The following is an 18,043-nucleotide window of genomic DNA, read 5'->3' as shown; positions in this document are numbered from 1 at the left end:
GCCCCACGGCGACCCGGCCGGTCGGCGGCCCCGCCGGGCCCTAGCCCTTCAGCTCAGGGAACTGGTCGTCGCGCCACTCGGTGCCGCCGACCGGGCCCTCGGCCTCCCGGGTGCGCAGCTCGACCCGGCGGATCTTGCCGGAGATGGTCTTCGGCAGCTCGAAGAACTCCAGCCGGCGCACCCGCAGGTAGGGCGCCAGGTTCTCCCGGGCGTGGCGCAGGATGGCCAGCGCGGTCTCCCGGTCCGGGGCCCAGCCGGGGGCGAGCGCCACGTAAGCCTTGGGCACCGCGAGGCGGGTCGGGTCGGGCGCGGGGACCACGGCCGCCTCGGCCACCGCGGGGTGCTCGATCAGCACGCTCTCCAGCTCGAACGGCGAGATCTTGTAGTCGGAGGCCTTGAAGACGTCGTCGGTGCGGCCGATGTAGGTGATGTGGCCGTCCGCGTCCCGGCTCGCCACGTCGCCGGTGTGGTAGTAACCACCGGCCGTCACCTCGGCGTTGCGCTGCTCGTCGGCGAGGTAGCCGGTCATCAGGTTGACCGGGCGGGCGGCCAGGTCCAGGCAGAGCTCGCCCTCCTCGGCCGGCTCGCCGCTGACCGGGTCGACCAGCACCACGGGGACGCCGGGCAGCGGGCGGCCCATCGAGCCGGGCTTGACCGGCTCGCCGGGCAGGTTGCCGACCAGCAGGGTGGTCTCGGTCTGCCCGAAGCCGTCCCGGATGGTCAGCCCCCAGGCCCGCTCGACCTGCGCGATCACCTCGGGGTTGAGCGGCTCTCCGGCCGCGATCAGCTCGCGCAGCGACCCGGGCCCGGCCGACAGGTCGGCCTGGATCAGCATCCGCCAGACCGTGGGCGGGGCGCAGAAGGTGGTCACCCCGGCCCGGTGCAGCTGGTCGACCAGCCGGCCGGCGTCGAACCGCGCGTAGTTGTACACGAAGATCGTCGCCTCGGCGATCCACGGCGCGAAGAAGCAGCTCCAGGCGTGCTTGGCCCAGCCGGGCGAGGAGATGTTGAGGTGCACGTCGCCCGGGCGCAGGCCGGCCCAGTGCATCGTGGTCAGGTGGCCGACCGGGTAGGAGACCTGGGTGTGCTCGACCATCTTGGGGCGGCTGGTGGTGCCGGAGGTGAAGTAGACCAGCAGCGGGTCGTCGGGGGCGGTGGTGGCGGTGAAGGGCGCCGGGTCGGCAAGCCGGTGGGCCGCCTCGAACGGGGTCCAGCCCGGCGCCTCGCCGCCGACCACGACCCGGGTCAGCCGCTCGGCGGCGGGCAGGTCGGTGAACTTGGCGGTGTCGGCCAGGTTGGCCACCACGTGCCGGGCACCGCCGCGCTCGATCCGGTCGGCCAGGTCGGCGGGGCCGAGCGCGGTGGTGGTCGGCATGATCACCGCGCCGAGCTTCATCACCGCCAGCATGGCCTCCCAGAGCTCGACCTGGTTGCCGAGCATCAGCAGCACCCGGTCGCCCCGGGCCACCCCGAGCCCGGCCAGGTGGTGGGCGACCTGGTCCGAGCGGTGGGCGAGGTCGGCGAAGCTGTACCGGGCCTGACGGCCGTCCTCCTCCACGATCCACAGCGCGGTGCGGTCGTTGCCGCGGGCGATCGCGTCGAACCAGTCGACGGCCCAGTTGAACCGGCCCTCGAAGACCGGCCAGGCGAAGTCGGCCGCCCCCGCCCCCTGCTGCGGGCCGGGCTGACGCAGCAGCAGGTCACGTGCGGCGCGGTAGCGTTGGGTGGCGGTGGAGCTGGTCACGGCGACTCCTCGAGGGCGGGGGTGCGGCTGATCATAGGGCTCCGTCAGGTTCCCGTCTTGGCGTGTATACGTCGAGTCGGCGGGCTTTCCGGCCGTCCGCACGCGCACCCACCATCTGGGACATGACACTCCCCCACACCCGGCTCCGGCGCGTCCTCACCGCCGCCGGCGCCGTCCTCTCGCTCGCCCTGCTCCCGGGCTTCGCCAACGCACCGGGCGCCGTCGCCGCCCCCCACCAGAGCCGCCCCGGTGCCTACCTCGGCCAGGCCGCCACCCACCACACCACTCCGACCCGGCAGCGTCCCGGCGCCGACCAGATGTACTACAACGGCGGCCCGGTGCAGCACAGCCCGGTGGTCTACCTGGACTTCTGGGGCAGCCAGTGGGACAGCGACACCAACGGCGTCGAGCAGTACATGGCCAACCTCTTCAACGGCCTGGGCACCGGCCAGGACAACTGGTCCACCGTCACCTCGCAGTACACCGACTCCTCCGGCTCCGGCCCCACCTTCACCGGCCCGGTCCTCGGCGGCAGCTGGGTCGACGACGCCTCCCCCGCCCCGGCCTCCTCCCAGCAGCAGGACATCGCCGCCGAGGCCGACAGCGCCGCCGCCCACTTCGGGGTGGCCGGCAACCCGGACGCGCAGATCGTGGTGATGAGCCCCAGCGGCACCTCGCCGGACGGCTGGCCGGCCTCGGGCTTCTGCGCCTGGCACGACTACACCGGCAGCGTCTCCTACACCAACATGCCCTACCAGCTGGACGCCCCCGCCGGCAGCCGCTGCCCCAACAACCTGCTCGGCAACCCGCTCTCCGCCTTCAGCATCGTCGAGGGCCACGAGTACGCCGAGTCGATCTCCGACCCGCAGCCCTCCAGCGGCTGGGTGGACCCCTCCGGCGAGGAGATCGGCGACCTGTGCGAGAGCAACTTCCAGAACGTCACCCTGCCCACCGGCACCTTCCCGATGCAGCCGCTGTGGAGCAACAAGGCGGGCGGCTGCTCGATCAGCGGCTGAGCCCGCGCGGTCGGGTGTCGGGCCCGCGCGGTCGGGTGTCGGGCCCGCGCGGTCGGGCGCCGGGCCCGCGTGATCCGAGCGCCTTCCGTCAGCCCTCGTAGGGCAGCAGTTCGGCACGCTTGGGCGGCCGCCCGTCCCCGGACGAGCGGCCGGTCAGCCGCCGCCCCAGCCAGGGCAGCACGTGGACCCGCAGCCAGCGCAGGTCCCCGCGCAGCTTCGCCGGCCAGGCGACCGGCGCCGCGGGCGGCAGCGGCTCCCGCCAGTCGAAGGCGGCCGGCCGGCCGAGCGCCTGCAGCACCGCCTCGGCCACCCGCCGGTGCCCCTCCGGCGACAGGTGCAGCCGGTCCTCCGCCCACAGTCGCCGGTCGTCGAAGCAGCGGGCCCCGAACAGGTCCACCACCGCGACCCGCGGCTGCCGCCCGTACTCCCGGACGAACGCCCGCAGCCGGTCGATCGCCGGCATCAACCGGGCGCTGCCGGCCATCCGCCGGGTCGGATCGGTGCTGGTGAAGAGCACCACGGTCGCCCCGGTGGCGAGCAGCTCGTCGACCGCCGCGCCCAGCTTCGCCTCCACCTCGGCGATCTCGCAGCCCGGGCGCAGCACGTCGTTCAGCCCGCCGGCCAGCGTCACCAGCTCGGCGCCGGCCGCCACCGCCGGGGCCAGCTGCTCCGCGCAGATCTGCCCGATCAGCTTCCCGCGCACCGCGAGGTTGGCGTACCGGAACTCCGCGGGTGCCCGCTCGGCGGCCAGCGCGGCGGCCACCCGGTCCGCCCAGCCCCGGTAGTGGCCGTCGGGCCCGAGGTCGTCGCACATGCCCTCGGTGAAGGAGTCGCCGAGGGCGAGGTAACTGGCGAAGGGCGCGGGGGCGGCGGCGGTCTGGTCCATGGCGTCCTCGATGCTACTCGCGGGTCGGGTACCGGCGGGCCGTGATGCACCTCACTCCGAAAGGGTGACACCACGGTGTCGCGCTCGCCTGCCAGAGTGCCCGTCATGAAGCTCACCGACGAGGACTGCCTCACCGAAACCCTGGCCTTCAACAAGCAGTTCGAGCTCGCCGCCGCGAAGCGCCCGACCGGACCGCGCGACGCGGCCACGCTGGCCGCCGCGCGGCGCAACCGGCTCGCCGGCGACACCCCGCCGGTGCGCCTGCCGCAGGGCCGGGACCGCGTGGTCGACGGCGTGCCGGTGCGCACCTTCGTGCCGGACCGGGTGAACGGCGTCTACCTGCACATCCACGGCGGCGGCTGGGCGGTCGGCTCGGCCGACGGCCAGGACGAGCGGCTCTGGCAGCTCGCCGAGCAGACCGGGCTGGCCGTGGTCAGCGTCGAGTACCGGCTGGCCCCCGAACACCCCTTCCCCGCCGGCCCCGACGACTGCGAGGCTGCCGCGCTGTGGCTGGTGGCCCGTGCGCAGGCCGAGTTCGGCACCGACCGGCTGCTGATCGGCGGCGAGTCGGCCGGCGCCCACCTGAGCGTGCTGACCCTGCTGCGCCTGCGCGACCGGCACGGCATCACCGGCGCGTTCCGGGCCGCCCACCTGACCTTCGGCCCGTTCGACCTGTCGCTGACCCCGAGCGCCCGGCTCTTCGGCTCGCGGCGGCTGCTGAGCAACACCGACTCGATCCGCGCCTCGGCGGAGCTGTGCACCCCCGGACTCACCCCCGAGCAGCGCCGCGACCCCGGGATCTCCCCGCTCCACGCCGACCTGACCGGCCTGCCGCCGGCCCGGATCAGCGTCGGCACCGAGGACCCGCTGCTGGACGACTCGCTCTTCCTGGCCGCCCGCTGGCAGGCGGCGGGCGCGCCGGTGGACCTCTGCGTCGTCGCGGGAGCGATGCACGGGTTCACCCTCTTCCCGCTGACCGTCACCGAGCGGGAACTGCGCCGCCAACACGCTTACCTGGCGGCGGCATGAGGCGTGGCGGGCCCCCGCCGCTAACCTCGGCCCCATGAACCGCACGGCCCGGCTCTACGCCCTGGTGGAGGAGTTGCGCGCGGCGGCACCGCGGCCGGTGACGGTCGCGGCGCTCGCCGCCCGCCTCGAGGTCAGCACCCGCACCGTGCAGCGCGACCTGCAGGCGCTGATGGAGACCGGCGTCCCGGTGCGCACCACCACCGGGCGCGGCGGCGGCTGGTCGATCGACCCGGACCTGACCCTGCCCCCGATCCGCTTCACCCCCGACGAGGCCGCGGCCCTGACCGCCGCCCTCGCCGCCGTCGCCACCCCCTTCGCCGGTGCGGCCCGCACCGCGACCCAGAAGATCGCCGCCGCCATGACCGGCCCGGCCGCCACCGCGGCCCGCGACCTCGCGGCCCGGATCGTCGCCCTCCCCTCCCGCACCGACACCGCCGTGCGCACCGCCGTCGAACAGGCCCTCACCACCCGCACCGTGCTGCACCTGACCTACCTCGACGCCGCCGGCACCCCGTCGGAGCGCGAGGTCGAACCGGCCGGCCTGCTCACCACCGACGGCCACTGGTACCTGATCGCCTGGTGCCGCACCCGCCGCGCCGGCCGCGGCTTCCGCCTGGACCGCATCACCACCGCCACCCCGACCACCGAACCGTCCCGCCCCCACGACCTCCCCACCCTCCTCCGCGGCTCGGCCGCCGCCACGGCACTGCGCCCGAGCACGCTGGATCCCCTGGGGTGAACCCGGGGGCATCGACCCTGAGCAGGCCGGTCCCGTCCTGTCGTCGCCCGATGAAAACCCCTGGTGCGGAAACGGTTCGGCGGGCCGCCCGTTGGGCGACCCGCCGATGTCAGATGCTCGGTTCCTCAGTGGAGCGCGAGCGACAGCGCCGTCGCGCCCGCGCTGTTGACGTTCAGCACGGAGTCGTACCAGGCACCGTTGGCGCTGTGGACCTCGTGCAACTGGCCGCCCTCGACGGCTTCGATCACGCGGTCACCGCTCGGCTTGATCTTGCCCGACAGCGCGCTGATGCCGCTGACGCCGGGGATCATGCCGTCGTGCCAGCCGTCGGAGGCGCTGTAGACCTCGTGCAACTGGTTGTTCTCGATCGCCTCGATCACCCGCGCACCCGAGGAGTTGTAGCTGAAGCTCAACGCCGTGATGCCGCTGACGCCGGGGATCACGCCGTCGTGCCAGCCGTCGGAGGCGCTGTAGACCTCGTGCAACTGGCCGTTCTCGATCGCCTCGATCACCCGCGCACCCGAGGAGTTGTAGCTGAAGCTCAACGCCGTGATCCCGGACAGACCCGGAATGACACCATCGTGCCAACCGTCGGAGGCGCTGTAGACCTCGTGCAACTGGTCGCCCTCGATCGCCTCGATCACCCGCGCACCCGAAGGGCTGTAGCTGAAGCTCAACGCCGTGATCCCGGACAGACCCGGAATGACACCATCGTGCCAGCCGGCCGCGTCGGTGTAGATCTCGTGCAGCTGGCCGTTCTCGATCGCCTCGATCACCCGCGCGCCCGAGGAGTTGTAGCTGAAGCTCAGCGCCGTGAGGCCGCTGACGCCCGGCACGGTGCCGTCGTGCCAGCCGGACGTGTCGGTGTAGACCTCGTGCAGCTGACCGTTCTCGGCCACCTCGACCGTCCGGTTGGCGCCGGCGGCCGGGGCGCAGACCAGGCTCATCACCTGGTCGGCCTTCGGGGTACCGAGACCGCTGGCCATGTCATAGCCCACCGCGGCGGGGTAGAGACCGCCCTGCAGGCCGATGTCGTTGTTGCCGACGGTGACGTCCCGCAGCGGCGCGGCGCCGTTGCGGGCGGCCTGGTAGAGCGTCGGGTTGAGGAAACCGACCCGGTCGGAGCAGGTACCCGGGCCGTTCTGGTGCGCGGCGATCGCCGCCCAGAGCGGAGCGGCACCGCTCGTGCCACCCACGACCGTCCAGTTGGCGGCGCCGGTCGCGATCATGTAACCGGTCGACGGGTCGGCGTCGGCGGCCACGTCGGGGGTCTCCCGGCAGATCGACCCCGTCGGGGCCTGGCAGCTGTTGCTGTAACCCGGGGCTGCGAAGCCCACCTGGTAGGCCAGGGGACCGCTGACGGCCCACAGGGACATGCCGCCGCCGCTCGCGCCGCCGTGGCTGTTCCACACCGTCTCGGAGACGGCACCGGCGTTGTCGCTCAGGGTGGTGCCGCCGACGCCGGTGACGTACGGCTGGCTGGCCGGGTCCGAGGCGCTCAGCGCGTTGGTGATGCTCGGCGGAGCACCGGCGCTCCGCAGGCTGTTGCAGGAGCTGGAACCGTCGTCACCGGAGGCCGCCAGCACGGTCTGGCCCTGCAGCGCCGCCTGGAGGAAGATGGCCTGCTCGGCCTGCGCGTCGCTGCCGGCCATCACCTGGTCACAGATGCCCCAGCTGGTGGTGATCACCTGAGCGCGGTTGTCCGTGACGATCTGGCGGTAGGTGTTCTGGATGTCCACCGGCTTCGCGTTGGCGGCGTCCGGCCCCTGGTAGACCAGCACGTTCGCCTTGGGCGCGAGGCCTATGACGGTGTCGAGGTCCAGCGCGGTCTCCACACCCACGTTGGTGTTGTCCGGCGGGGCCTGGGTGCCGGCGTTGACCTTGACCCGCTGCACCGAGGCGCTGGTGCCGTAGCAGGACTGGAAGGTGTTCAGACCGGCGTCCGAGTAGTCCTCCAGCGCGAAGATCGCGACCGTGGTGCCGGCGCCACCGTCGGTCATGCTGTTCAGCCCGTAGGCCGAGGCCAGCGCGGAGGGGCTGAAGTAGTCCTTGCCGTCGCTCTTGCCCGGGAACCGGGCAGCCGCGTCCGAGCAGAGCTGCGGGTAGCTGCCGGTCGCGCTCGCCGTGACCGCCGGGTGTGCGAGCGGGGCGGCCTGGGCGGTGGCGCCGATGATGTGGTCGTTGTGCGCCCGGGCCAGCGTGTTCAGTCCGACGACCGAGTCGATCGCCGTGGCGGCGTCGGCTCGCACCGCGGGAGCCTGCGTGTTCAGGAACCCGGTGCTGCCGTCGGGCAGCCGATAGCCGGCCAGGTCGGTGTCGAAGGCCTGCTTGGCCTGCGCGACGGTCGTGGCGACCGGAATGGTGAGACCGTCGGCCTCGAGCTTGCCCGGGTGCAGGCCCTGCGCCGCGAGTGCCTGCTCGACCTTGACGACGGCGGCCGGATCCGCGCCGAAGCGCTGGGCGAACTCGCCGGTCCGCAGGAAGTGGTGGTACAGCGGCGAGGACTTGTCCGTCACCGCTGCGGCCAGCGCCCTGGCGCCGGCCTCGTCCCGCGACTTCAGGTGCACGCTCAGCTGGACCGGCGTGTCGTCCGCCGGAGCGGCGGTCTTGACCGCGTCGCTCGGCGCGGCCAGCACGGTGCCGACGCGCTGCGTCGTCGGCTCGTCGGCCTGAGCGGCGGGCAGGCCCACGCAGCCGACCAGGGCCGCGGTGGCAACGGCCAGCGTGGCTGCGCGCGGCAGCACTCCCGCGGTCACTGGTGGGTGGACGTGCCGCGTCGGATTGGGCATCCGCGCTCCCCCTGTGGATGATGTGAACGAATCTCGAATGAGAATCCGACAGGAGTTCTATCAGTACGCACAGACAGCGGCTCAGGGAGGTTGCCTCAGCTCGATGTTCGATGCGGTGGCGGGAGTGGGTGGGGGCGACGCGGCCAGGGCGCACCTGGCGGTGCGGCCGTCCCGTCGGCGCGCCGGCGCCGGTTCGTACGATGAGCTGTATGACGACGGAAGCGCCGCAGGTCTACAGCATCGGCATGCTCGCCGAGGCCGCCGGGGTCAGTGTGAAGACCGTGCGGTACTACTCGGACCAGGGGTTGTTGCCGGACACCGTCGAGCGCAGCAGTGGGGGGCACCGGCGGTACGGGGTGGAGGCGTTGGGGGTGTTGCGGACGCTGCGCGGGCTGCGGGGGTTGGGGTTGCCGTTGCCGGTGGCGGGGGCGGTGGTGCGCGGGGAGGCGTCGCTGGAGCAGGTGCTGGCCGGGCAGCGGGCCGAGGTGGACCGGCAGTTGGTCGAGTTGCGGTGGCGGTCGGCCGCGCTGGCCGCGGCTGCGACGCCCGAGCAGTTGGTGCTGCTCGGGGACGCGCTGCGGGACGGACCGGCGAAGGACGGGTTCGCCGAGTTCTGGCGGCGGGTGCTGCCGGTGCGGCTGCCGGCCGGGGTGCAGGCCGCGATCGTGGAGGCCGTGCTGCCGCAGCTGCCCACCGAACCCACGCCCGGGCAGGCGCTGGCCTATGCCGAGTTGCGCGCGCTGACCACCGACCGGGCCGTCGCCGCCGGGGCGCGGGCGGCGAGCTACGGCGGGTCGGCGGTGCTGACCGAGGCGATCGGCGAGGCCTACAAGCTGGCCGCCCCCGAGCTGGCCGGCGGCGCGGCGCCCGCGCCCGGGGTGGCGGTGGACGCCTTCGTGGCCGCGCACGCCCGGGCCGAGCGCCGACCGGACAGCGCGGAGTTCCGCCGCGAGCTGGCCGCCCGGCCGGCCGGGCCGCCGATGCTGGTGCGCTACTGGGAGCTGGTCGGCGAGCTGGATCCGCGGCCGAACATGGCCACCCTGCACACCTGGCTGGGCGCGGGGCTCAGGGTGTGGGTGGCGCAGCAGCAGTAAGGCCCGGGGCCGCCGAGCTTCCCTCTCGGCAGCCCCGGGAGTCTTCGTCACACCGGCGACGCCACCGGCACCGCGGCCACCGCCACCGGCACCGGCACCGCAGCCTCCGGCGCCGCGCCCCCGGTCAGCGCGGCCCCCGTCACCCAGTGCTCGCGCACCGCGTCGGTCGGCCGCTGCTCACCGAGCGCCGGCAGGCCCCAGACGCCGAGCGCCGCGATCACCGGGCCCAGCTCGGCGCCGCGCGCGGTCAGCTCGTAGACCGTCGCGTTGGCCGGCCGTTCCAGCTTGCGCCGGTGCACCAGCTCCTCGGCCTCCAGCTGCTTGAGCCGGGTGGCCAGGATGTCCGTGCTGACTCCGGGCAGGTCGGCGTGCAGGTCCGTGTACCGGCGCGGCCCGCCGAGGAGTTCACGGACGATCAGGAGGCTCCAGCGCTCCCCGACCGCGTCCAGGGCCCGGGCGACGGCGCAGTACTGGTCGTAGCTTCGGCGTGACATGGCATCAGCATAGCCAAAAGGTTGGACTTTCCAAGTGCTCACTTGGTAGAACAAAGCAACAAGGTTGGCGAGGCCGGGAGGCGGCAGTGGAGTTTCGGCAGTCCAGCAAGCTCGCGGGCGTGTGCTACGAGATCCGCGGCCCGGTGGTCGACCAGGCCAACGCGCTGGAGGAGGCCGGGCACAGCGTGCTGCGGCTGAACACCGGCAACCCGGCGCCGTTCGGCTTCGAGGCGCCCGAGGAGATCCTGCAGGACATCATCCGCAACCTGCCCCAGGCGCACGGCTACAGCGACTCGCGCGGGATCCTGCCGGCCCGCCGCGCCGTGGTCCAGTACTACCAGCAGCGCGGGGTGGCCGGGGTCGACGTCAACGACGTGTACCTGGGCAACGGCGCCTCCGAGCTGATCCAGATGGCCGTGCAGGCCCTGGTCGACGACGGCGACGAGGTGCTGGTGCCGGCCCCCGACTTCCCGCTGTGGACCGCCGTGGTGCGGCTGGCCGGCGGCAAGGCGGTGCACTACCTGTGCGACGAGGAGGCCGAGTGGTACCCGGACCTCGAGGACATCGCCGCCAAGATCACCTCGCGCACCCGGGCGATCGTGGTGATCAACCCGAACAACCCGACCGGCGCGGTCTACCCGAAGGAACTGCTGCTCGGGATCCTGGACCTGGCCCGTCGGCACGGCCTGATGGTGCTGGCCGACGAGATCTACGACAAGATCCTCTACGACGGCGTCGAGCACCACTGCCTGGCCGCGCTCTCCGACGACGTGCTCACCCTCACCTTCAACGGCCTCTCCAAGTCCTACCGGGTGGCCGGCTTCCGCAGCGGCTGGATGGTGGTCTCCGGGCCCAAGCAGCACGCCCGGGACTACCTGGAGGGGCTGACCATGCTGGCCGGCATGCGGCTGTGCCCCAACGTGCCGGCCCAGTACGCGGTGCAGGCCGCGCTCGGCGGCCACCAGTCGATCCACGACCTGACCCTGCCCAACGGGCGGCTCACCGAGCAGCGCGACGTCACCTGGCGGGCGCTGAACGAGCTGCCGGGGGTCAGCTGCGTCAAGCCGAAGGGCGCGCTCTACGCCTTCGCCAAGCTGGACCCGGCGGTGCACAAGATCAAGGACGACGAGCGCTTCGTGCTCGACCTGCTGCTCCGCGAGAAGATCCACATCGTCCAGGGCACCGGCTTCAACTGGCCCCGCCCGGACCACTTCCGGTTCGTCACGCTGCCCCGGGCCGACGACCTGGAGACGGCGATCAGCCGGATCGGCCGCTTCCTGGCCACGTACCGGCAGTAGTCGCCGGCCGTACGGCGGCGCGGGCGATCCGCCGGACATTCACTCGAAAGATCAAGGTGAACCCAAGGTCGCACGCCGCCGCCGTGCTGCCGTACGCGTCTTACGAGCCGTACCCCCGCTGCCGACACTGAAGGTGATCGACGGCCTGACGACCGGAGCGGGCCGACTTCCGGCGGGGGGATCCCGATGGCCAAGCCGTTCGAACTGCCCGACTTCTACCTGCCACACCCGGCCGGCCTCAACCCCCACCTGGAGGGCGCCCGGGCGCACACCCGCGCCTGGGCCCGCGAGATGGGCATGCTGGAGGGCAGCGGCATCTGGGAGCTCCAGGACCTGGAGGACCACGACTACGCGCTGCTCTGCTCCTACACCCACCCGGACTGCGACAGCGCCGTGCTCGACCTGGTCACCGACTGGTACGTCTGGGTCTTCTTCTTCGACGACCACTTCCTGGAGACCTTCAAGCGCTCCGGCGACCGCCACGGCGGCCAGGCCTACCTCGACCGGCTGCCCGCCTTCATGCCGATGGAGTGGACCCCCGAGCAGGGCGCGGCAGGCTTCCCCGAGCCGACCAACCCGGTCGAGACCGGCCTGGCCGACCTGTGGGCCCGCACCGTGCCGGGCATGTCGCAGGACTGGCGGGCCCGGTTCCGGGAGAGCACCGAACACCTGCTGTACGAGTCGATCTGGGAGCTCTCCAACATCAACCGCGACCGGGTGGCCAACCCGGTCGAGTACATCGAGATGCGCCGCAAGGTCGGCGGCGCCCCCTGGTCGGCCGGCCTGGTGGAGTACGCCGCCAACGCCGAGGTGCCCGAGCGGGTGTCCCGCAGCCGCCCGCTGCGGGTGCTGCGCGACACCTTCGCGGACGCCGTGCACCTGCGCAACGACCTCTTCTCCTACCAGCGCGAGGTCACCGACGAGGGCGAGCTGAGCAACGGCGTGCTGGTGCTGGAGCGCTTCCTCGGCTACTCCACCCAGCAGGCCGCCGACGCCGTCAACGACATCCTGACCAGCCGGCTGCACCAGTTCGAGAACACCGCGCTGGCCGAGGTCCCGCCGCTCGCCGCCGAGTTCGCGCTCGAGCCCGAGGAGGTCGAGCGCGTCGCCCGGTACGTCAAGGGGATGCAGGACTGGCAGGCCGGCGGCCACGAGTGGCACCTGCGCTCCAGCCGCTACATGAACGACCGCGGGGCCACCGCCACCGCTGCCGCCCCCGCCCGGCTGCCGCTCGGCCCGGTCGGCATCGGCACCTCGGCCGCCGCCCTCGGCCGACCGGGTGCCGCATCCGGCTCCGCCGGCCCGCTCGCCGAGCTCAAGCGGTACGTCGACCTGCCCGGCGCACTGCGCCAGTTCACCCACGTGCCCCACCAGCAGGTCGGCCCGACCCCGCTGCCCGACCTACAACTCCCGTACCCGCTGCGGCTCAACCCGCACCTGGACGCGGCCCGCGAACACACCACGGCCTGGGCCCGCGACATGCACTTCACCGAGCCCGTGCCCGGCGTCCCCGACTCCGGTAGTTGGAGCGAGCGCTGGCTGCGCAGCACCGACATGGCCCTCTTCGTGGCCGCCAACACCCCCGACACCTCGCAGGCCACGCTGGAGCTCTCCGCCGACTGGCTCAACTGGGGCACCTACGCCGACGACTGGGTTCCGCTCGCCTTCGCCCACCCGCCCAACCCGGTCGGTGCCAAGGCCTGGGCAGAGGGGCTCAAGGAGCACCTGCCACTGGACTCCCAGGACGACGACCCGGTCCCGACCACCGCCCTGCAGCGCGGGCTCGCCGATCTCTGGCAGCGCACCACCGGCCCGCTGGACGAAGCGCAGCGGTGCGAGCTGCGCGGCGCACTCGAGGCCATGCTCGACTCCTGGGTCTGGGAGATCAGCAACCTGGCCCAGCACCGCATCCCGGACCCGGTCGACTTCATCGAGATGCGCCGGGTCACCTACGGCTCCGAGGTGGTCGCCAACCTGAGCCGGTGCGCCCAGTACGAGGCGGTCCCGGCCGAGGTCTGGCGCTCCGGCACGGTCAAGGCCCTGGAGAACTCAGCCTTCGACTACGGCTGGATGATCAACGACCTGTACTCGTACCAGAAGGAGATCGAGTTCCAGGGCGACTTCCACAACAGCGTGCTTGTCGTGCAGAACTTCTTCGACACCGACCGAGACCACGCGGTGGCCATCGTGCACGACCTGATGACCTCCCGCCTCGAGCAGTTCGAGCACGTCGCCACCCACGAACTCCCGATCCTCTGCGCGGACTTCCAGCTCGACGCGACCGGCCGCCAGGCCGTGGCCGACCACGTCCAGGGCCTGCGCGACTGGATCGTCAGCCTGCTCCACTGGCACCGCGAGACGGCCAGCTACCAGGCCGAGGAACTGGAGCAGCAGCCGGCCGCCTTCTACGCCAAGCTGGCCCGGCGGATCACCCGGCCGAGCGCGGCAGCAGAACCCGTCCCGGCCCTCCCGACCGGCGCCGCAGCCGCCCCGCCCCGCTTCACCCCGCCGGCCGCCCGCGGCCTCGGCACCTCCGCCGCCCGGCTCGGCGCCGAACTCGGCGCCCGCCTCCCGGCCGCTGCCCTTCGCTGACCCTCCCCGACGGCCGCTGCCCGCCCCGGGCAGCGGCCGTCCGTGTCCGCCGCCCGACTACGCTTCCCGGCATGACTACCGTTGACCACCAGGCCGCCGTGGCCACCGAGACCGCCGCCTTCGTCGCCGCCGTCCGTGCTGCCGACCTCGCCACCGAGGTCCCGACCTGCCCGGGTTGGACCCTGGCCGACCTGACCCGGCACGCCGGCAGCGCGCAGCGCTGGTTCTCCGGGCTGCTGACCCGGCGGGTGCAGGAGCGGCCGACCAGTCGTGAGGTCGAGCTGGACCTCCCCGACACCGACGCCGGCCTGCCCGACTGGCTCACCGCCAGTGCCGAGGTGGCCGCCGCCGCGTTCGCCGCCACCGCGCCGGAGACCCCGATGTGGGTCTGGGGCGGCCCCGACCACCACGCCCGGTTCTGGGCCCGCCGGATGCTCTTCGAGACCCTGGTGCACCGGGTGGACGCCCAGCTCGCCGTGGGCGTCAAGCCCTCGATCGACCCGGCCCTGGCCGCGGACGGCGTGGCGGAGTTCCTCACCAACCTCCCGGACGCCGGCTTCTTCGCCCCCGGCATCGCCAACCTGCGCGGCACCGGCGAGACCATCCGGTTCGCCCGCACCGACGGCCCGGAGAGCTGGCTGGTCCAGCTGCGGGCCGACGACTTCGGCCTGGTCCCCGAGGACGGCGCCGAGCCGCAGGCCACCATCTCGGGCACCGCCGCCGACCTGCTGCTGCTCCTCTACCGCCGGGTGCCCGCCGACGCGCCGACCGTCCGGACCACCGGTGACCAGGAGCTGCTGACCCGCTGGTTCGAGCACTCGCAGTTCTGACGCCCGGCAGCACCCGGCACTGGCACCCGGCGCTGACGCCCGCCCCGCGCCACCGCCACCACCGCCCCCGGCCCGTCACCCCGCCCACCCCGTACGCTGACCGCATGACCGCCCTGCGCTCCGCCGCCCTGTTCGCCCTCGCCGCCGTCGCGGAGATCGGCGGCTGCTGGCTGGTCTGGCAGAGCATGCGGGAGTCCCGGCCGTGGTGGCTGGCCGGGCTCGGGGTGGTGGCGCTGGGCGGGTACGGGTTCGTGGCCGCGCTGCAGCCGGACAGCCACTTCGGGCGGGTGCTGGCGGCCTACGGCGGCGTGTTCGTCGCCGGATCGCTGCTCTGGGGCGTGGTGGTGGACGGCTTCCGGCCGACCCGCTACGACGTGCTCGGCGCGCTGATCTGCCTGGTCGGCGTGGGCGTGATCATGTCCGGCCCGCGCCGCTGACCCGCCCGCCGCACCACCGCCCTCACGCCGCCGACGCCACCAGCGCCGACACCGCCTCGCCCAGCCGCTCCGCCGCCACCGCCGGATCCCCCAGCGCCGCCCCCACCATCGCGCCGTCGCGCAGCATCACCAGCACCTCCGCCCGCCGCTCCGGCTCGGCCACGCCCAGGCCGACCAGCAGCCGGACGAACAGGGCGCGCAGCCAGTCCCGGTGCGCGGCGATCGCCCGGGAGACCGGGTGTTCCGGATCGGGGTACTCGGCGGCGGCGTTGATGAAGGGGCAACCGCGGAAGCCCCGGCCGCACATCTCCTGCCCGAGCCGGGTGACCAGCAGACCCACCACCTGAACGGGTGTCAGCTCGGCGGTGACGGCCTCGGCCTCCGCCCGGACCCGGGCGTCCCACTGCTCGATGTAGGCGCGGACCAGGTCCTCCTTGCTCGGGAAGTGCCGGTAGAAGGTGGCCCGGGTGACCCCCGCCTCGGTGACGATCCGGTCCACGCCGACCGTGTGGATCCCCTCGGCGTAGAACAGCCGGGTCGCCGCGGCCAGCACCTTGGCGCGGGCGGGCGAGCCGGAGGGGGCGGCGACGGTGGCGCGGGGAACAGCTGGCGTACTCACGCCCTCGACCGTACTGCACGGGAGGCGCCCGACCGGTATAGGATCCCACAAAGAACGAACGTTCTGCCTCATCGCATCGCCGAGCAGTGAAGGACACCCCTGCCATGGCCAAGTCCCCCGAGGTCGGCACCGCCGCCCCTGACTTCACCCTCCCCGGCCTGCTGCTCACCGGCGAGCACGCCGAACGCGGCGAGTACCGCCTCGGCGCGGCCCAGGGCAGCCCGCTGGTGCTGGTCTTCTACCCGGGCGACAACACCGCGGTCTGCACCAAGCAGCTCTGCTCGTACACCTCGGACCTGGACCGCTTCCGGGACCTGGGCGCCGCGGTCTGGGCGATCAGCCCGCAGGACCTGGACAGCCACGAGTCCTTCGCCCGCCGCCACCGGCTCGCCTTCCCGCTGCTCGCCGACACCGACCGCGCGGTGGCCAAGGCCTTCGGCATCGCGGTGCCGGGGCTCGGCCTGCGCCGCTCGGTCTTCATCCTGGACGCCGACGGCACGGTGCGCTGGCGCCACGTCGCGCTGGCCGGCCTGACCTTCCAGCAGAGCGACACCCTGGCCGAGCAGCTCGCCGCCCTCTGACCGGACCCCGAGCCGCCCTCTGACGGCCCGTGCCCCCAATACCGAGGGGTGGGCCCGAACCACCGGGCCCACCCCCACCACGCACGACCTCAGTCACCACGCACGACCTCAGTCACCACGCACGACCTCAGTCACCACGCGCGACCTCAGTCACCACGCGCGACCTCAGTGGCCCCGCGCCACCCACTCCGCCAGCTGCGGCGCCTCCGCGCCGATCGTGGTGGTCGGGCCGTGCCCGGTGTGCACCACGGTCTCCGGCGGCAGCGTCAGCAGCCGCTGCTCGATCGAACGGATGATGGTCGGGAAGTCGGAGAACGACCGCCCGGTGGCACCCGGCCCGCCCTGGAAGAGCGTGTCACCGGTGAACACCGCCTCCAGCGCCGGCACGTAGACGCTGACGCTGCCCGGGCTGTGCCCCGGGGTGTGCCGGATGTGCAGGTACAGGCCGCCCACGGTGATCCGCTGACCGTCCGCCAGTTCCTCGTCGGGGTGGTCGTCCGGGTGCGCCTGGCGCCACAGCGGCAGGTCGTCCGGGTGCAGCAGGATCGGCGCGCCGGTGAGCGCGGCCAGCGCCGGGGCGGCGTTCACGTGGTCGTTGTGGGCGTGGGTGCAGATGATCGCCAGCACCCGGCGGTCGCCGACCGCCTTGGCGATCGCCTCGGCGTCGTGCGCCGGGTCGATCACCACCGCGTCGCGGTCGTTGGCGATGATCCAGACGTTGTTCTCCACCTCCCAGCTGCCGCCGTCCAGTTCGAAGGTGCCGGCGGTGACCAGGTGCTCGATCTCGGGCTCCGGGGGCAGGAACTGCATCAGAACACCACCACCGAGCGCAGCACGCCGCCGCCCTGCATCCGACCGAAGGCCTGCTCGACCTCGTCCAGCGCGATCGTCTCGGTGACGAAGGCGTCCAGGTCGAGGCGACCCTGCAGGTAGAGGTCGATCAGCATCGGGAAGTCGCGGGACGGCAGGCAGTCCCCGTACCAGGAGGACTTCAGCGCACCGCCGCGGCCGAAGACGTCGAGCAACGGCAGCTCCAGCCGCATCTCCGGGGTCGGCACCCCGACCAGCACCACGGTGCCGGCCAGGTCGCGGGCGTAGAAGGCCTGCCGGTAGGTCTCCGGCCGGCCGACCGCCTCGATCACCACGTCGGCGCCGTGGCCGCCGGTCAGCGCGCGGATCTCCTCCACCGGGTCGCCGGTCGAGGAGTCGACCGCGTGGGTGGCGCCGAGCTTCAGCGCGGTGTCCAGCTTGCGCGGGTCGATGTCCACCGCGATGATCTTCGCCGCCCCGGCCAGCCGGGCCCCGACCACCGCCGCGTTGCCCACCCCGCCGCAGCCGATCACCGCGACGCTGTCGCCACGGGTGACCCCGCCGGTGTTGATCGCCGCGCCGAGCCCGGCCATCACGCCGCAGCCCAGCAGCCCGGCCGCGGCCGGCGAGGCCGCCGGGTCGACCTTGGTGCACTGGCCGGCGGCGACCAGGGTCTTCTCGGCGAAGGCGCCGATCCCCAGCGCCGGCGACAGCTCGGTGCCGTCCGTCAGCGTCATCTTCTGCTTCGCGTTGTGGGTGGCGAAGCAGTACTGCGGCCGCCCGCGCCGGCAGGCCCGGCACTGGCCGCAGACCGCACGCCAGTTGAGGATGACGAAGTCGCCCGGGGCCACCTCGGTGACGCCCTCGCCGACCTGCTCCACGATGCCCGCCGCCTCGTGGCCGAGCAGGAAGGGGAACTCGTCGTTGATCCCGCCCTCGCGGTAGTGCAGGTCGGTGTGGCAGACCCCGCAGGCCTGCACCCTGACCACCGCCTCCCCGGGTCCGGGGTCGGGCACGACGATCGTCGTGACCTCCACCGGTAGGCCCTTGCCCCGCGCGATGACGCCCCTGACCTGCTGTGACAT

General features: G+C 73.2%; 15 protein-coding genes and 1 pseudogene. 9 read left to right on the top strand and 7 right to left on the bottom strand.

Going from position 1 to position 18,043, the window contains the following annotated elements:
* Positions 1 to 40 precede the first annotated feature (40 nt).
* Complete coding sequence (locus tag ACQRUO_RS06075) at positions 41 to 1,744, bottom strand: AMP-binding protein (protein ID WP_428314686.1); 1,704 nt, start codon at positions 1,742 to 1,744, stop codon at positions 41 to 43.
* A gap of 122 nt (positions 1,745 to 1,866) precedes the next feature.
* Here ACQRUO_RS06075 and ACQRUO_RS06070 point away from each other — a divergent pair, with 122 nt between their 5' ends.
* Positions 1,867 to 2,760 carry a hypothetical protein gene (locus ACQRUO_RS06070; RefSeq protein ID WP_428314685.1) on the top strand — a complete coding sequence of 298 codons (894 nt, stop codon included), beginning with the start codon at positions 1,867 to 1,869 and terminating at the stop codon, positions 2,758 to 2,760.
* A gap of 88 nt (positions 2,761 to 2,848) precedes the next feature.
* Here the strand turns inward: ACQRUO_RS06070 and ACQRUO_RS06065 are convergent, their stop codons facing one another.
* A complete protein-coding gene (locus ACQRUO_RS06065; protein WP_428314684.1) occupies positions 2,849 to 3,646 on the bottom strand; it encodes an SGNH/GDSL hydrolase family protein in 798 nt (265 codons plus the stop codon).
* A 105-nt stretch (positions 3,647 to 3,751) separates the two neighbouring features.
* Here ACQRUO_RS06065 and ACQRUO_RS06060 point away from each other — a divergent pair, with 105 nt between their 5' ends.
* Positions 3,752 to 4,675, top strand: a complete 924-nt coding sequence (locus ACQRUO_RS06060) for an alpha/beta hydrolase (RefSeq protein WP_428314683.1) — start codon at positions 3,752 to 3,754, stop codon at positions 4,673 to 4,675.
* Between the two features lie 34 nt (positions 4,676 to 4,709).
* On the top strand, positions 4,710 to 5,414 hold the full coding sequence (locus ACQRUO_RS06055) for a helix-turn-helix transcriptional regulator (protein WP_428314682.1): 705 nt from the start codon (positions 4,710 to 4,712) through the stop codon (positions 5,412 to 5,414).
* Between the two features lie 125 nt (positions 5,415 to 5,539).
* Here ACQRUO_RS06055 and ACQRUO_RS06050 read toward each other — a convergent pair whose 3' ends face one another.
* Positions 5,540 to 8,203, bottom strand: coding sequence for a S53 family peptidase (locus tag ACQRUO_RS06050; protein ID WP_428314681.1), 2,664 nt, complete (start codon positions 8,201 to 8,203; stop codon positions 5,540 to 5,542).
* Positions 8,204 to 8,412: 209 nt separating this feature from the next.
* On the opposite strand from ACQRUO_RS06050, the gene ACQRUO_RS06045 reads away from it, so the two are divergent.
* Positions 8,413 to 9,297 (top strand): MerR family transcriptional regulator, encoded by an 885-nt coding sequence (locus ACQRUO_RS06045; RefSeq protein WP_428314680.1) that lies wholly within the window; start codon positions 8,413 to 8,415, stop codon positions 9,295 to 9,297.
* A 143-nt stretch (positions 9,298 to 9,440) separates the two neighbouring features.
* Here ACQRUO_RS06045 and ACQRUO_RS06040 read toward each other — a convergent pair.
* Positions 9,441 to 9,791 (bottom strand): annotated as a pseudogene (locus ACQRUO_RS06040) (winged helix-turn-helix transcriptional regulator); the annotation flags it as partial.
* Positions 9,792 to 9,877: 86 nt separating this feature from the next.
* Here ACQRUO_RS06040 and ACQRUO_RS06035 point away from each other — a divergent pair.
* The 4 genes from ACQRUO_RS06035 to ACQRUO_RS06020 all read left to right on the top strand — a co-directional run bounded on the left by ACQRUO_RS06035 (position 9,878) and on the right by ACQRUO_RS06020 (position 14,948).
* Positions 9,878 to 11,089, top strand: a complete 1,212-nt coding sequence (locus tag ACQRUO_RS06035; protein WP_428314679.1) for a pyridoxal phosphate-dependent aminotransferase — start codon at positions 9,878 to 9,880, stop codon at positions 11,087 to 11,089.
* Positions 11,090 to 11,275: 186 nt separating this feature from the next.
* On the top strand, positions 11,276 to 13,681 hold the full coding sequence (locus ACQRUO_RS06030) for a terpene synthase family protein (RefSeq protein ID WP_428314678.1): 2,406 nt from the start codon (positions 11,276 to 11,278) through the stop codon (positions 13,679 to 13,681).
* 71 nt (positions 13,682 to 13,752) lie between these two features.
* Positions 13,753 to 14,511 (top strand): maleylpyruvate isomerase family mycothiol-dependent enzyme, encoded by a 759-nt coding sequence (locus ACQRUO_RS06025; RefSeq protein ID WP_428314677.1) that lies wholly within the window; start codon positions 13,753 to 13,755, stop codon positions 14,509 to 14,511.
* 104 nt (positions 14,512 to 14,615) lie between these two features.
* Positions 14,616 to 14,948 carry a YnfA family protein gene (locus ACQRUO_RS06020; protein WP_428314676.1) on the top strand — a complete coding sequence of 111 codons (333 nt, stop codon included), beginning with the start codon at positions 14,616 to 14,618 and terminating at the stop codon, positions 14,946 to 14,948.
* A gap of 22 nt (positions 14,949 to 14,970) precedes the next feature.
* On the opposite strand, the gene ACQRUO_RS06015 is transcribed toward ACQRUO_RS06020, so the two are convergent.
* Positions 14,971 to 15,567 (bottom strand): TetR/AcrR family transcriptional regulator, encoded by a 597-nt coding sequence (locus tag ACQRUO_RS06015; RefSeq protein WP_428314675.1) that lies wholly within the window; start codon positions 15,565 to 15,567, stop codon positions 14,971 to 14,973.
* A 104-nt stretch (positions 15,568 to 15,671) separates the two neighbouring features.
* On the opposite strand from ACQRUO_RS06015, the gene ACQRUO_RS06010 reads away from it, so the two are divergent.
* Positions 15,672 to 16,148, top strand: coding sequence for a peroxiredoxin (locus ACQRUO_RS06010; protein WP_428314674.1), 477 nt, complete (start codon positions 15,672 to 15,674; stop codon positions 16,146 to 16,148).
* Positions 16,149 to 16,313: 165 nt separating this feature from the next.
* On the opposite strand, the gene ACQRUO_RS06005 is transcribed toward ACQRUO_RS06010, so the two are convergent.
* The gene (locus tag ACQRUO_RS06005; RefSeq protein WP_428314673.1) at positions 16,314 to 16,958 is read right to left on the bottom strand and encodes an MBL fold metallo-hydrolase; all 645 of its coding nucleotides are present in this window, start codon (positions 16,956 to 16,958) and stop codon (positions 16,314 to 16,316) included.
* Complete coding sequence (locus ACQRUO_RS06000) at positions 16,958 to 18,043, bottom strand: S-(hydroxymethyl)mycothiol dehydrogenase (RefSeq protein ID WP_428314672.1); 1,086 nt, start codon at positions 18,041 to 18,043, stop codon at positions 16,958 to 16,960. Before ACQRUO_RS06000 ends, ACQRUO_RS06005 begins: the two co-directional genes overlap by 1 nt.

This window comes from Kitasatospora sp. LaBMicrA B282 (assembly GCF_050325825.1).
Taxonomy (GTDB): Bacteria; Actinomycetota; Actinomycetes; order Streptomycetales; family Streptomycetaceae; genus Kitasatospora.
The sequence above is the reverse complement of the archived record's forward strand: the minus strand, read 5'-3'. Positions and strand labels throughout refer to the sequence as shown.

Bases quoted from the DNA above. Each gene is read 5' to 3' on its own strand.
- ACQRUO_RS06065 (WP_428314684.1), bottom strand. From the start codon at position 3,646: ATGGACCAGACCGCCGCCGCCCCCGCGCCCTTCGCCAGTTACCTCGCC.
- ACQRUO_RS06060 (WP_428314683.1), top strand. From the start codon at position 3,752: ATGAAGCTCACCGACGAGGACTGCCTCACCGAAACCCTGGCCTTCAAC.
- ACQRUO_RS06055 (WP_428314682.1), top strand. From the start codon at position 4,710: ATGAACCGCACGGCCCGGCTCTACGCCCTGGTGGAGGAGTTGCGCGCG.
- ACQRUO_RS06020 (WP_428314676.1), top strand. From the start codon at position 14,616: ATGACCGCCCTGCGCTCCGCCGCCCTGTTCGCCCTCGCCGCCGTCGCG.
- ACQRUO_RS06010 (WP_428314674.1), top strand. From the start codon at position 15,672: ATGGCCAAGTCCCCCGAGGTCGGCACCGCCGCCCCTGACTTCACCCTC.
- ACQRUO_RS06070 (WP_428314685.1), top strand. From the start codon at position 1,867: ATGACACTCCCCCACACCCGGCTCCGGCGCGTCCTCACCGCCGCCGGC.
- ACQRUO_RS06000 (WP_428314672.1), bottom strand. From the start codon at position 18,043: ATGTCACAGCAGGTCAGGGGCGTCATCGCGCGGGGCAAGGGCCTACCG.
- ACQRUO_RS06005 (WP_428314673.1), bottom strand. From the start codon at position 16,958: ATGCAGTTCCTGCCCCCGGAGCCCGAGATCGAGCACCTGGTCACCGCC.
- ACQRUO_RS06045 (WP_428314680.1), top strand. From the start codon at position 8,413: ATGACGACGGAAGCGCCGCAGGTCTACAGCATCGGCATGCTCGCCGAG.
- ACQRUO_RS06050 (WP_428314681.1), bottom strand. From the start codon at position 8,203: ATGCCCAATCCGACGCGGCACGTCCACCCACCAGTGACCGCGGGAGTG.
- ACQRUO_RS06025 (WP_428314677.1), top strand. From the start codon at position 13,753: ATGACTACCGTTGACCACCAGGCCGCCGTGGCCACCGAGACCGCCGCC.
- ACQRUO_RS06030 (WP_428314678.1), top strand. From the start codon at position 11,276: ATGGCCAAGCCGTTCGAACTGCCCGACTTCTACCTGCCACACCCGGCC.